Below are 12979 nucleotides of genomic sequence, written 5' to 3'. Positions count from 1 at the left end.
GTCCATAACCATTCCCTGCGGTTTTGCAAAAAGATGTTTGGCATCCAGCCCGGTGCTCTTGTCTTTTAAACAGTTTGAATAAAAGTATGCCCAAACCGGCAATGCCACTGAAGAACCCTGACCAACAGCCGTGCTGCTGAAACGGATAAAACGATCATCACAACCCGTCCATACCCCACACAATAATTGCGGCGTGTAACCCATAAACCAGGCATCACTGTTATCGTTGGTGGTACCGGTTTTACCGGCCACGTTGGCGATATTGATGCCATAGCTGGCTGTGCGTTTACCGGTACCGTGATTAATTACGCCCTGCATCATAGTAATTACATTGTATGCAGTGGAGGCGCTGATCACTTCTTTGCGTTCTGAAGTATATGTCTGTAAGGGATTACCGTTTTTATCTTCAATACGGGTTATGTACATGGGTTTCACAGAAAATCCCCCAGCAGGGAACATGCTGTATGCCTGCACCATTTCGTACAGCGAAATTTCACCGCTACCCAAACAAATAGCGGGCACCGGTTCTATTTCGGTGGTAACGCCACAGGTTTTCAGGAAATTGACAAACCGCACGGCGGCGTCATTGCCCTTATTACCCATGTTTTTCATGATATAGGCAGTAGCACAGTTACGTGACTGGGCCAGCGCTTCGGCCATGGGCATGGTTTGGTTTGAGCACGATGCATTGGTAGCTGGTACCGGACCAAAACCTTCAAAGTTTTGCTGTACGTCTTCCACCGGTGTGGAGGGGTTAAAACCACCGTCATTGATGGCCAGTCCATACAACAAAGGTTTAATAGTACTACCTACCTGGCGTTTGGTGCCAATATTCGCATGATCGAATTTGAAAGTTTTAAAATCAACACCACCCACCCAGGCTTTGATGGCGCCTGTTTGCGGGTCCATGGCCAGGAAACCGGCCTGTAACATTTGACGGCAGTATTTAATACTGTCGTACGGCGTCATCAGGGTATCCAGTTCATGTTTATCGTTCCACGCAAAGACTGTCATTTTGGTTGGTTCCTTGAAACTTTGGCGGATCTCATCATCGCTCTTGCCTTCCTTTTTCATGTTCTTCCAACGATCGCTTTGTTTCATGGATGCTTCCAGTATATTCTCATGTTCTTTCCATACTGAACCATTCTTGATGTTCTTTTGGGCGTTCAGTATTTTTTGCATGTAAGGAATGTGACGGGCAACCGCTTGCTCCGCATACTGCTGCAATACCGGATTGATGGTTGTATAAATTTTCAAGCCATCTTTATAAATATTATAAGGCTTACCGGTAGCTGGGTTTTCATGGTCTTTACACCACCTTTTTAATTCCTCACCCAATACCGCGCGGAAGTAAGGCGCGAGGCCGGTGTTTTCATTCAGTTTTCTGTAATTCAGTTTTATGGGTTCCTTGCCCAGGGCACTGGCCTGTGGTTCGGTAATAAAACCACTTCTAACCATTTGGTGCAGCACCCAATTTCTTCTGGTTTTTGCTCTTTCGGGAAACCTGCGTGGGTTATACAACTGGGGTCCGTTTAACATGCCCACCAGTACAGCTGCCTCTGAAGTGCTCAGCTCTGACGGCTCTTTCTGAAAAAAGGTGCTGGAGGCATTTCTGATACCGTATACGTTGTCGCTAAACGCAACTGTATTTAAATAAAGCGTAATAATTTCTTCTTTTGAAAAATTACGTTCCAGCCTTACCGCAATAATGCCTTCTTTTACTTTCTGAATAAGACGAGCCGGTAAACTACTGGTAATCCAGTCGTCGGTAAACAGGTTTTTCGCTGTTTGCATGGTAATGGTACTGGCGCCGCCTCTGGTACCAAAAGAGGAAAGGGAGCGCATGAGTGAACGGCCATCGATGCCGTTGTGGGAATAAAAACGCTCGTCTTCAGTAGCCACCAACGCATTTATTACCTGGGGGCTGATGTCTTTAAACTCTACATCGATGCGGTCTTCAATGAGGTATTTACCCATGAGGCTGCCATCTTCGGCATACACCTGGCTGGCGATGAGCGCCGTTGGGTTCGATAATTCTGTAATGGAAGGCATTTTGCCTAATAAACCAACGCTGGCAGAAACAATAACCAAAACGCCACAGATCAATCCGCAAAAAAAGACCCACCAGAAGATTTTTACTCCCTTTTTCATAGATCAGAGATTATAGGTACAATACTGGAATAAATGTTAAAAAAACTAATATTTTGTGCAGCAATAAAAGTAATAATAAAGCCCTGTTATTTTCAACGGTAGAGGGGAAAAGTTCTTAGTTTTTTGTTTTAAGCTACAGGTTCGTATTCGCTTGTGCCTTGTGCCTTGTGAAGGCAAGGTACAATAAACCATTAGCAACAGGAAGTTACTACCCGGAATTAACACAAATCTTTAGATCGGGCGGTACAAAAAATAAAACCGGCCATCCCTGACCGGTTTATTTATAACCTAAAAACCCAATTACTTTTAAGGCTGTTAAATCACTGCCTTTTGCCGGGGTGTAATTACCTTATTATCTTTTATAGAAGAGGAAGACGAATCATTCGCTAATGACTTTTTTCCGCTTCGATATTTTGCGAGGTTTATCAACAGTACGCTCAGCAGGATCACGGCCAAGCCGGTAATTTGCAGAAAAGTGATGTGCTCTCCTGCAAAAAGTAACCCTAATAAAACCGCTACAACGGGATTTACATAGGCATAGGTGCTTACCTGTGTGGCCGGGCGTACCTGTAACAGCCATACATAGGCACTAAAACCTGCCAGCGAACCCATGGTAATGAGGTAGAGGACCGACAACCACGAACCTGTAGTTACTGAGGCGAAATGAAAAGTGCTCCATTCATTGTTTATAAAGCTACTTGGCACAAAAACAACACCAGCCGCCAACATTTGCCAGGCTGTATTCACCATTGCCGAAGTAGATTTTGAATTGTATTTGGAATATAGGGAACCGCCGGCCCAGGCCATGGCGCCAATAATCAATACGATCAAACCTATAACCTGGATGCCATTGCCTGTGCCCAAAGCTTTTGATGCCTGTTCGCTGAATAACAGGATCACACCAATAAAACCAACGATCAGCCCTAAAATAGTGGAGCTGCTGGTAAGGTTTTCCTTCCACTTTGGTTTATCCAACACCACAAACCAGATGGGCGCCGACGAAACCAGCACCGCTACCAGCGAACTGGCAAGAGATTGTTCGGCCCAGATAACAGCGCCGTTACCAACAAACAACATCAGCAAACCACTAATCAGCGCCGGTTTTATATCGGCCCAGTTAAATAATTTTTCGCCTTTAATTGCACACCAGCCAAGTAATAACCCACCCGCAATTAAAAAGCGAATGGCGCCTAAGATAAAAGGCGGGATATGCGCAATAGCGCGTTGGATAAAAAAATACGTTGAGCCCCAAACCAGGTAAACAGTTGCAAAAGCAATTACAACTAATAATGGAGAAGCGTTTCTTTTTACGTCACTCATACATTTAAATTTTAGGAATCACCAATTGTTGTTGCTCCTTCACGGTTTCCAGAACGATGGTTGTTTTCGTGCTTGCGATGTTAGGGATCTTTTGCAGCTGGTTACGCATCAACTGCATCAATGTTGATGAGTCGGTTGTGCGCACCTTAATAAGATAACAATCTTCACCGGCAATATGATGCACTTCCTGTACCTCAGGGATAGCCGCTAACGCCTGGGCGGTATTACTGCTGCAGGTAAAACCTTCAGATGAGCGGATAAAAATAAAGGCCAGTAATTTCTGCTGTATGGAGGCCGGATTGATCTGGGTAGAATAACCCTGGATCACCTTTTTCTGCTCCAGCTTTTTAACCCGTTCCAGCACAGCCGAAGGCGCCATGTTTAATTCGCGGGCCAGGTCGGCATTTGAAATGCGGGCATTGGCCTGCATGCGCTCCAGGATTTGCAGATCGGTATTATCTAAAACAACATCCATTCCGATGAATTTTCTGTAAAATTAGGGTATTTCTGAATAATATTCTGTTGTCAAGAATGTTTTAAGAAATTTATTGTAAATTTGTAGTGTGTTACCGAATATTAATCGGCATTGGGGTGTTATTGTTTGAATTACAAATGATTATAGCAAAACAAGTATTAGTAAGTACAGAACCGGCAAAAGTTAACCCGCTGAAGATTCGGTTTTCAAGTTTTAAGTGTCAGTAACGGGTTTAGCCATGAAAAATTAAAAGTCATCTGTTGCAGGGTGACTTTTAATTTTATAAAAGATTCCCAAATTCAGCCTGTAAAGCAATGAGGCATACGTTTATAATGAGTAATTCGTTATATTGAACACTTCTAAGGCCTTATTCTATTGACTGACTTTTGTAACTTTACCCATTTAAATTTTAATATATGTCACTGTTTAATACTAATAAGAATAAAGACAAAAAGAAAGGCAACGCTGCAACAGGTAGTAAAGCCCCTATTCCAGCCAAAGGAAAAAGCAATACAAAGGGCGCTGCCAAATCAACGCGTGTAGCGGGCCGTGCGCAACGTGGATCATAATGTAATTGTTTCCACAAATTGGTGTTTAAATTACCCACTCGTTGTGCGTTTATACGTATAATGGCTATCGTAGATCCTCCTCTCAAAAATGTGAAGAATTACCTGTCAGGAAACTGGCACAGTAGGGCTTTTCAGGCATGGTTGTTGAAAAACTACTGTATTCATATAACTTAAAAAGGGAGGATTCTTATGAATGCCAGAAAGAATGCAACGAGAACAAGAACAGAGGAGTTTGAATTGGTGGTTGATGATACTCCGCTTTTTGTAAAAGCCACCGCATTTCAAACCTATACTATGGAAACGCAATACCGGGTAAGTGTGAATGGAAGTCCTGTTTATATTTTTGGATGGCACCCGGCATTAAAGCGAATAACCGCCATCGACAGAGGTTCTGCCGTGAGTAATATACCACCCAGGGTTGTTGAAGCAATCGGGGATCAGTTACATCACCGAATGGCAGCCTAAGAATACATTTTTTTGAAAACTTCTAATTGAAGCACCGATCTCAGATCGGTGCTTTTTTTATTGTAATAATTAATTAACTTTCCATGTAATATATAAAACCCGGGTATAACGGTATGGGGTAAAGTACAATGCCCTGCACCCTGTCAAACCCACATTCGAAAATAAAACCCTTCGCCCTAAAACGGTAGTTATTTCATAATAATAAAATACGATTATGCTTGCATAATTGAAGTTTATTGTATGCAGTCCTATATTAACCACCTACTTGCGGATATTACCGAAGCCTGCCGGGAACAACAACCTGAAGCCTATTCAGGTGCTGCCGGTGAAAATGATCTGGAATCCATAGAACGATATTTTGAAGAAGTGGAGCGCTGGTTGGAGCATGAACCGGAGCATGATTTCAGTTATTACTGCGGATTACAAATAGAACAGTTTCCACCAGTGGAACAATTGACAAACGAACAGATGGAAGCCGTAAGCCTTGCCTTTGAAAAATTGTTATTTACCTGGAACATTGGGGTGGAAATGCCGGAGAAATTACCCGTTTCAAGAAAATATACCCTGCTGGTGAGTGTGCTTGAAAAAAAAGTGGCCATTGTGGAAAATGGTTTTGAAACCGTTGAGTTCTGCAGCTATGACCCGCCATCCTGTCCGTTCGATGAATGGTGTACCTGTAAAGAATTGGGCCTTAAAGATCAATATGATGATGACCAGGAAGATGTTGACCCCGACAGCATTCCTTTTTAGGCTGTTAAAAAATTGTGAGATCAAATTTCCCGAAATGTGAATGGTAAACATACCTTTGATGAGGTATAAAAGAAATTACTAATTATGGATATCAGCGGAAAAATTATTCAGTTCTTACAAGTTCAGTCTGGCCAGGGAAAAAATGGCACCTGGAAAAAACAGGAGTTTATTCTTGAAACAGGCGACAACTATCCTAAAAAAGTATGCATCGCTGTTTGGGGCGATAAAATTGATATGGGCAGCTTTAAAACCGGCGATCTGGTGGATGTTTCTTTTGATGTTGAAAGCAGGGAATACAACGGTCGTTGGTACACCGATGTAAAAGCCTGGAAAATGGTTCCCAAAACTGGTGGTGGCGGTAGCGCGCCTGTGCCCGGCAATAATGGCAACTTCAACACTATGCCTGGCACTTTTGAAGCATCGTCTGCCGGCGATGATGATCTGCCATTCTAAATAAGTTGTCTTAAAAAGATTAGCGGCGATAGTTACCTAAACTATCGCCGCTTTTTATATTGAACCGTCTTAGGCTTTTAGTGTATAACCAGTTTGTATTGCTTCGCCTGCTGCCTGATTATTTTTTCAATTTCCGTTTCCAGGGTTTGCTCATTGCCTCCATTAGCGCGACGCGCTTTTTCAGCATTGATATAGGCTTCTCTTTTTACCGACACGGCAGAGATCTCTTTTTGTATGGCCGCGCGTTCGTTGCTTTTAGTAGTTACTATTTGTTTTAACTCGGTGCGGGTTTTGTTTTTTAAACTATCCGGCAGGGTATTCATTTCTACTTTCGCAGGCATTTCAGCATCGTCCTGGCTGGCGTCTACAAGGTCCCAGGTTGAATTGTTGTACAACTGTTTTTTGCTTTTAACAGCCACGCGTTGTGCAGCGGCCGATTTATTCAGGCCATAATTCATTTTATCTACCTCAGCCTGTTTCGACATGGCCGCCTGGCCGGCTCTTCCATAGCTGATATAGGTGCCATTTAATTTAATGTTCAATTGAAACAGGATGGTGTCGTAAGGGGTGGGGATATCGATCACCTGTGCATTTTGATTGATGTTAGTAAAACTTCCGGTGCCGCATTCACTACCTAAATTCCAGTGTTCGCGAATGCCCTGGGCCCTGTCGCCGCAATAAATGGTGTTGATAATTACCCCTTTTTTCTTAGCCTCTGAACAGGCCTGGGTATAAGAGATGTCGCCCTGTAAAAAATCTTCATTACCGGCTATAAAAATTACTTTATAGTTATCGGGATTAGCGTCCCATTCCAGGCTGGTTAAAGAAGTGTACATCACGTGGCCGCAATATTCATCGCCGCCATTGGTTGTAAGCCGGAAAAGATTGCGGGACACTTCATCGAGGTCGCGGGTAAAATAATTGATCTGTTTTACATAACCGGCGTTTGCGTCGTTGGTGGGTCGGCCATATTCATACAGCGCAATTTCAACCGTAGGCGCCACATCGTTACAGGTGGCTTTGCCCAATACGCTTACCATGTTCCATAGCTGGGCTTTGGCCTGCCCTATAAGGCCATCCATACTATTGCTTACATCGAGCAGCACAGCAATCTGTACTTTCTTTTGGCGGCTGGGACCAGGCGTATTTTGCGTAACGGGTGGTTTCTTTGAATAGATCAGGGTGGTGGCGACCATGATAAGCAGACAGCTTGCACAGAGTTTATACAGGGTGTTCATACAATTTGTTTTGAATTGGATGCACGCCTGTTTTTGATTACATAAAGGATATAAATAATAAGAAGACCTTTTAGATTATTTTAACAATTGAGGAAATAAAAAAGGTGACGGTATGAACCGCCACCTTTTATTCACCTGTTTACATAAACTCAGCTAATGGGAATTTCCTGTTTTTGAATGCTTTCTCCTTCAACCATGGGCAAACTGACCTGCAGCACGCCATCGGTATATTTGGCGCTAATACGGGTGGTGTCCATATTCTCATTCAGTAAAAAGCTTCTTACAAAACCACCCCGGCTGTATTCCCGCTGTAACCATTCAAAACGGGGAAAATCCGTAGGCGGCGTGTAGGAAATGGTAAGCTCTTTACCCCTGACGTCGATAGAAAAATGTTCTTTAATACGACCCGGCGCAAACACCAGCATTTCATAGCTGGTTGCTGTTTTGTATACATTAACGGCTGCTCGTTGCATACTCCGGTAAGGCAGGTGCCGGTGACTGCCTCCGTACGATTCGCCTTTTGCGGCGCATGACTTGTTGTAGTGCATGTTGTTTATTTTTATGAATGACGGCTGAGCAGGCCGGATATTGTATTTTAGCAGTTGTGACGGATTCAGAAAAAATAGCATTCAAAAACCGGCTGAAGCTGGCAGCGCAGCAGCTTATTGAGCAACGGATCGCCGCTGCCAAAAAGTTGATAGATAATGCCCGGGAAGCGGCGAACAGCGAAGAAAAGAGTTCTGTAGGCGATAAATATGAAACGGCGCGTGCCATGGGCCAGCTGGAAACGGAGATGTATTCGAAACAGCTGGCGCAGCAAATAAAGGAACTGGCCTTATTGCACGAGGTAAAGACCGAAGTAATTTACGCTATAGCCACCATGGGGGCCTGTATTGAATGTGGAGACCTTACCTTTTTCATTGCGGCCGGTTTAGGTAAACAAACCATCGATGGTAAATTGATCATATTCCTTTCGCCACAAGCGCCCCTGGCAAAATTGTTACAGAATAAAAAAGCGGGCGAATCATTTGTTTTTAACGGAAAAGACACTGTGATTGAAAGAGTTTATTAAGAGAGTGTTGCGTTATTATTTCTGAACGCTTTTCCTGTATCTTGCGCCCTAATTCATTATAATTACAATGGCAACAACAAAGATTACAGTTAACAGCAATGGTTCATTACGTGTAGAAGGTGATTTTGAAATTGTGGATAAAAATGGCAATGTGTACGATCTGGGTGGTCGTGAAGTGATATCAATTTGCCGTTGTGGAATGTCGAACAACAAACCCTTTTGTGACGGTTCGCATAAAGGCCACTTTGAACATGAAGCCGTAGCATTTAGCCTTCCTCCCAAGAAACCATAAAGCTGAGTAATCAGCTTTTTTTATTTTGCAGCAGTGGGTATTGGTAATTCTTCAAAAATACCCGTCTGTCTGTTCTTCCGCACATTGTCCCAGTTAAAATAACGGCCATTCATAGCCACATAAACGCCTGCGGGAAGTGATTGAACAAAAGCCAGTGCGCTGCCCAGGTTGAACAATCCATCAGAGCTACCAAATTTTATGGGGATCATGGCGCCGGTTAATACAATGGTTTTACCGGTAACTTTTTTTGCCAGCACGCGGGCTGTTTCGGCCATGGTATCAGTACCGTGTGTAATAACTATTCTTTCTTCCTCACATTGCTGGCATTCTTCTGCTATCAGGTTACGATGATCGGGCGTCATTTCAAGGCTATCGATCATCATGAGTGTTTTAATATTCACTTCCAATCTGCTTCTGCCTTTTGACAGCAGTTCATCCATATGGGTATCTTTAAAATACAATTCACCGTTCAGCTCATTATATTCCTTATCAAAAGTGCCGCCGGTAATAAAAATTTTAATAGCCATATGCAATGTTTGTTACTACAAAGATATTGGTTAATGCAGGTATAGTCCCTTCTTTAACAGGCAATCAGGTAAAAATGGAATATGTGAATGATCGCGGAAGATTCATTAAAAATCATTCACCGTACCAGTAAAAGCGGTGGATATTATTTAACGATATCCCCAATTTGATGTTGAAAGAACACGTCCTTTCCTGTTTTGGAAGGGATTTGTTTTTTAGTGGTTATTTTTGTTTAAACACATTCAGCAATGAAGATCCTTTTAGTGGAAGATGAGGCAGCGTTGGCCAGTATGCTGAACAAGGGACTGAAGGAGGCCGGTTATGAAGTAACGGTAGCGCCTGATGGCCTTATTGGGCATGAGATGGCCATAAAAAACCAATTTGATGTAATGATCCTGGACATCATGCTGCCAGGCCTGAATGGGATTCAATTATGCAAACAGTTACGCCGCCAACAAATTGATACACCTATCCTGATGCTGACGGCACTGGGCACTACAGAAAATATTGTAGCCGGGCTCGACAGTGGCGCTGATGATTACCTGGTTAAACCTTTTCATTTTGCTGAACTGGAAGCCCGCCTGCGAACGCTGGTACGCCGCAAATCGCCGGGGAATAACAATCAACCCGATGTATTGCAACTAGGGAACCTTACCCTTAATATCAATACCCGCTCGGCCAGTTTGAATGGCGAACCTGTTACCCTTACCGCAACAGAATATCGCCTGCTTGAATTTATGATGCACAACCGCGGCCGGGTGTTAAGCCGCATGGAACTGCTGGAGAATGTGTGGGGAATAGATTTTAACATGAGCACCAACGTGGTGGATGTATATGTGAATTACCTGCGCAAAAAAATAGATACCAATCCGGCACAGAAACTCATTCATACCATGATCGGGATGGGCTATATTCTCAAGGAAGATAAAAAAAGCTAATACCATTGAAGATCCAGACACAAACCGCCTTGTTGTTCACGGTGCTAACGGCATTGCTGATCCTGCTCATCAGCTTTACGACCTATTACCTGGTGACCCGGTATGCGTCGAACGATTTTTTGAAGCGCCTGGAATTACGCGTACGGGTAGCTGCCAAACTACGTTTTGAACAGAACAAAGTATCTACCGTTACTTACCAGGAATTGAGACGGCAGTACCTGGAAGTGCTCCCCAGGGAGCAGGAATACCTGCTGACCTGGGATTCTGTTGCCAACATCTTTCATCCCCAGGTAAAATCAAATCTACCACAATCGTTTTACAGGCAAATAATAGCGGCAGAAGGCAAAACGGTGTTTATTGAAAAGAACAAAGTACACTATGCTGGTATTCTGTACCGGGATGAGGGAAAAAATTACCTGGTTATAAAATCAGCCGTGAATGAATTTGGGAACAACCTGTTAAGTACGCTGTTTCGCATAAAGGTCCTCATATTTATAGTGGGTGTATTATTGGTGTTCACTGCCGGCATTTTCTTTAGCCGCAAAACCTTTCAACCCTTGCGCCAGCTCATCAGCAAGGTTCAGGACATCAGTGCACATAACCTGCACCTACGTCTGGAGCCCAAGAAAGGAAAAGACGAAATGACGGAATTGGCGCACACCTTCAATACCATGCTCGACCGCCTGCAAACGGCTTTTGAAACCCAGAACAACTTTGTAAGCAATGCCTCCCATGAATTGCGTACGCCGCTAACCACCATTATGGGCGAAGCTGACATTGCCCTGAAAAAAGCCCGCACCAATGAAGAATACCGCCAAAGCCTGCAGGTAATTTTAAACGAAGCCATGAAACTGGACCACTTGACCAGCAGCCTGCTGGCCCTGGCCCAAAGCGGCTTCGATGGTAAAAAGCAACGCCGCACGGTGGTTAGAATGGATGAATTGTTAGTGGAGGTAAAACACGCGGTAGACCAACTACATCCCGATAATAAAGTGCAGTTGCATTTTGGCGAATTACCGCCGAATGAACAACAATTATCTGTAGAAGGAAATTATCATTTATTAAAGCTGGCCCTGACCAATATTGTAATGAACGCCTGCAAGTACAGCAACGACCGGCCCGTGCAACTGTCGCTTCAGGTAGAAAAAGGCAAGATCAGGATCGGCATTATTGACGAGGGCATTGGTATCCCTTCAACAGAGCTGAAATATGTGTTTGAACCATTTTACCGCGCTTCCAATACCGACCGGTTCGAAGGGCATGGGGTGGGGCTTCCCCTGGCACGGAATATTATCCGTTTGCATGATGGCGAGTTGATGATAAGATCGGAAGAAGGGAAGGGCACTGCAGTGGAGATCATCTTAAACAGCCAACATTAATTTTCTAATCCCATTCTTATTTCTTTTTTAATACATTCTTAAATGCCTCTTAAGCGGCTCTAATACCATTGTGCCAGCTTTGCTACTGTAAACTTCATTGTTAATTTAATAATTACAGTATGCGCAATATTTTGGTACCGACCGATTTTTCTTCTGCTTCTTTCGACCTGGTTGAAAAAGCCATTCAAACCATGGGTGAGCAGGTTGTGAATATTATCCTGTTCCACGCTTTTCAAATCCCATTTTTTGTAAGTGACCTCATCAGGAATCAGCGTCAACCTTACCATGATTTGTTGACAGATTCGTTTAGAAACAACTGCAAACAAATAAAACAACAGTTTCCCAAACAGGTGAACAGTATTGTTTTCCGTCATTTATATGGAAATACCCCTGTGGTGTTTCGCCATTTTGTAGATGCAAACGATATTGATCTGATCGTATACCCCGAACAATATGAGTTTATTCCCGTGCATCCCGATAGTGTAAACCCCGACAGGATGTTCAAAAAAAGCAATGTCCCTTTATTACGCCAGTTCAAAACAAAACGCCGGGTTGTAACCATACCTGAAATAAGAGCGGTAGAAGAAGAAGCAGTAGCGCTGCTGAAGCTGTTGAATGCGCAAAATTGAGTGACATGATTATTTCAGAAAGCAAAACAATACCTCGATGCTACTAAAAAAGAATATCCCCATTGGCTATGTGTTTGGGAAAGTAAAATATGAACTGCTGGTAATACTAATATATAGTTTAATTATCGCAGTGATCCATCAGTTTTTTCTGAAAGTGCCGTTCAGTATCCCATTGTCGATCCCTGCTATTTTGGGAACCGTGATCTCGTTGCTGCTGGGTTTCAGAAGTAACCAGGCCTATGATCGCTGGTGGGAAGCGCGGCAGGTATGGGGCGCCATTGTGAACGACTCGCGTACCCTGGCCCGACAGGTGATCAATTTCACCGAGAGCCAGTATGAAGAAGATGAAGTAATGCAGTTGCGGCAGCGAATGATTCGCAGGCAGATGGGCTGGTGTTATGCATTGGGGCAAAGTTTACGCCGGATGAATCCCGTCAGTGGTCTTGAAAAATTTATCAGTCGCCGGGAACTGGAAAACCTAGGCCGCTTTAACAATGTACCCATGGCAATGCTCGACCAGCATGGGCGTGATTTAAAACGTGCATTGGAAGAGGGATATATAAACAGGTATCAGCAAATGGAACTGGACCGTACGCTTACCCGTTTATGCGATGCCATGGGTAAATGTGAACGCATAAAGAACACAGTGTTCCCCAGCACATATAGTTTATATATTCATTTTTCCCTGATGTTGTTTATATGCCTGCTGCCGTTTGGCGTGAT

16 protein-coding genes are annotated in these 12979 nt (G+C 43.6%); 10 read left to right on the top strand and 6 right to left on the bottom strand.

The features are described 5' to 3' along the window. The 3 genes from ACJ751_RS21575 to ACJ751_RS21565 form a co-directional block, all read right to left on the bottom strand. Positions 1-2151 (bottom strand): penicillin-binding protein 1A (locus tag ACJ751_RS21575; protein ID WP_407747595.1); only part of this gene is annotated, 2151 nt, incomplete at its 3' end. 315 nt (positions 2152-2466) lie between these two features. Beyond that, positions 2467-3471: an EamA family transporter gene (locus tag ACJ751_RS21570; RefSeq protein ID WP_407747594.1), complete on the bottom strand. Its 1005-nt coding sequence runs from the start codon at positions 3469-3471 to the stop codon at positions 2467-2469. Between the two features lie 4 nt (positions 3472-3475). After that, positions 3476-3946, bottom strand: a complete 471-nt coding sequence (locus ACJ751_RS21565; RefSeq protein ID WP_407747593.1) for an Lrp/AsnC family transcriptional regulator — start codon at positions 3944-3946, stop codon at positions 3476-3478. Positions 3947-4362: 416 nt separating this feature from the next. Between ACJ751_RS21565 and ACJ751_RS21560 the strand changes: the two genes are divergently transcribed. The 4 genes from ACJ751_RS21560 (at position 4363) to ACJ751_RS21545 (ending at position 6183) form a co-directional block, all read left to right on the top strand. Beyond that, positions 4363-4515, top strand: coding sequence for a hypothetical protein (locus tag ACJ751_RS21560; protein WP_407747592.1), 153 nt, complete (start codon positions 4363-4365; stop codon positions 4513-4515). 189 nt (positions 4516-4704) lie between these two features. Next, complete coding sequence (locus ACJ751_RS21555) at positions 4705-4980, top strand: hypothetical protein (RefSeq protein ID WP_407747591.1); 276 nt, start codon at positions 4705-4707, stop codon at positions 4978-4980. A gap of 240 nt (positions 4981-5220) precedes the next feature. Further along, positions 5221-5730, top strand: a complete 510-nt coding sequence (locus ACJ751_RS21550) for a hypothetical protein (protein WP_407747590.1) — start codon at positions 5221-5223, stop codon at positions 5728-5730. Positions 5731-5814: 84 nt separating this feature from the next. Further along, on the top strand, positions 5815-6183 hold the full coding sequence (locus ACJ751_RS21545; protein WP_407747589.1) for a DUF3127 domain-containing protein: 369 nt from the start codon (positions 5815-5817) through the stop codon (positions 6181-6183). Between the two features lie 77 nt (positions 6184-6260). Here the strand turns inward: ACJ751_RS21545 and ACJ751_RS21540 are convergent, their stop codons facing one another. Further along, positions 6261-7421, bottom strand: a complete 1161-nt coding sequence (locus tag ACJ751_RS21540; RefSeq protein WP_407747588.1) for a hypothetical protein — start codon at positions 7419-7421, stop codon at positions 6261-6263. A 149-nt stretch (positions 7422-7570) separates the two neighbouring features. Further along, on the bottom strand, positions 7571-7969 hold the full coding sequence (locus ACJ751_RS21535) for an Hsp20/alpha crystallin family protein (RefSeq protein ID WP_407747587.1): 399 nt from the start codon (positions 7967-7969) through the stop codon (positions 7571-7573). Between the two features lie 56 nt (positions 7970-8025). Between ACJ751_RS21535 and ACJ751_RS21530 the strand changes: the two genes are divergently transcribed. After that, on the top strand, positions 8026-8493 hold the full coding sequence (locus tag ACJ751_RS21530) for a hypothetical protein (RefSeq protein WP_407747586.1): 468 nt from the start codon (positions 8026-8028) through the stop codon (positions 8491-8493). 67 nt (positions 8494-8560) lie between these two features. Continuing rightward, positions 8561-8785: a CDGSH iron-sulfur domain-containing protein gene (locus ACJ751_RS21525; RefSeq protein WP_209137837.1), complete on the top strand. Its 225-nt coding sequence runs from the start codon at positions 8561-8563 to the stop codon at positions 8783-8785. Between the two features lie 20 nt (positions 8786-8805). Here the strand turns inward: ACJ751_RS21525 and ACJ751_RS21520 are convergent, their stop codons facing one another. Beyond that, on the bottom strand, positions 8806-9312 hold the full coding sequence (locus tag ACJ751_RS21520; RefSeq protein ID WP_407747585.1) for an asparaginase domain-containing protein: 507 nt from the start codon (positions 9310-9312) through the stop codon (positions 8806-8808). A gap of 246 nt (positions 9313-9558) precedes the next feature. On the opposite strand from ACJ751_RS21520, the gene ACJ751_RS21515 reads away from it, so the two are divergent. From ACJ751_RS21515 to ACJ751_RS21500, 4 genes are all read left to right on the top strand, one after another. Then, positions 9559-10248 (top strand): response regulator transcription factor, encoded by a 690-nt coding sequence (locus tag ACJ751_RS21515; RefSeq protein WP_407747583.1) that lies wholly within the window; start codon positions 9559-9561, stop codon positions 10246-10248. A gap of 5 nt (positions 10249-10253) precedes the next feature. Next, positions 10254-11627, top strand: coding sequence for an ATP-binding protein (locus ACJ751_RS21510; protein ID WP_407747581.1), 1374 nt, complete (start codon positions 10254-10256; stop codon positions 11625-11627). A 119-nt stretch (positions 11628-11746) separates the two neighbouring features. Next, a complete protein-coding gene (locus tag ACJ751_RS21505; protein WP_407747580.1) occupies positions 11747-12256 on the top strand; it encodes a universal stress protein in 510 nt (169 codons plus the stop codon). A 37-nt stretch (positions 12257-12293) separates the two neighbouring features. After that, on the top strand, positions 12294-12979 hold a 686-nt coding region (locus ACJ751_RS21500; protein ID WP_407747579.1), incomplete at its 3' end, for a bestrophin family protein.

This window comes from Niastella sp. (genome assembly GCF_045805085.1).
Lineage (GTDB): Bacteria > Bacteroidota > Bacteroidia > Chitinophagales > Chitinophagaceae > Niastella.
Note: the sequence above shows the minus strand (reverse complement) of the source record. Positions and strands in the feature narration are given on the sequence as shown.

Excerpts from the sequence above, each read along its gene's own strand:
- ACJ751_RS21545 (WP_407747589.1), top strand. The coding sequence starts at position 5,815 with ATGGATATCAGCGGAAAAATTATTCAGTTCTTACAAGTTCAGTCTGGC.
- ACJ751_RS21505 (WP_407747580.1), top strand. The coding sequence starts at position 11,747 with ATGCGCAATATTTTGGTACCGACCGATTTTTCTTCTGCTTCTTTCGAC.
- ACJ751_RS21560 (WP_407747592.1), top strand. The coding sequence starts at position 4,363 with ATGTCACTGTTTAATACTAATAAGAATAAAGACAAAAAGAAAGGCAAC.
- ACJ751_RS21535 (WP_407747587.1), bottom strand. The coding sequence starts at position 7,969 with ATGCACTACAACAAGTCATGCGCCGCAAAAGGCGAATCGTACGGAGGC.
- ACJ751_RS21570 (WP_407747594.1), bottom strand. The coding sequence starts at position 3,471 with ATGAGTGACGTAAAAAGAAACGCTTCTCCATTATTAGTTGTAATTGCT.
- ACJ751_RS21565 (WP_407747593.1), bottom strand. The coding sequence starts at position 3,946 with ATGGATGTTGTTTTAGATAATACCGATCTGCAAATCCTGGAGCGCATG.
- ACJ751_RS21550 (WP_407747590.1), top strand. The coding sequence starts at position 5,221 with ATGCAGTCCTATATTAACCACCTACTTGCGGATATTACCGAAGCCTGC.
- ACJ751_RS21540 (WP_407747588.1), bottom strand. The coding sequence starts at position 7,421 with ATGAACACCCTGTATAAACTCTGTGCAAGCTGTCTGCTTATCATGGTC.
- ACJ751_RS21555 (WP_407747591.1), top strand. The coding sequence starts at position 4,705 with ATGAATGCCAGAAAGAATGCAACGAGAACAAGAACAGAGGAGTTTGAA.
- ACJ751_RS21515 (WP_407747583.1), top strand. The coding sequence starts at position 9,559 with ATGAAGATCCTTTTAGTGGAAGATGAGGCAGCGTTGGCCAGTATGCTG.
- ACJ751_RS21525 (WP_209137837.1), top strand. The coding sequence starts at position 8,561 with ATGGCAACAACAAAGATTACAGTTAACAGCAATGGTTCATTACGTGTA.
- ACJ751_RS21520 (WP_407747585.1), bottom strand. The coding sequence starts at position 9,312 with ATGGCTATTAAAATTTTTATTACCGGCGGCACTTTTGATAAGGAATAT.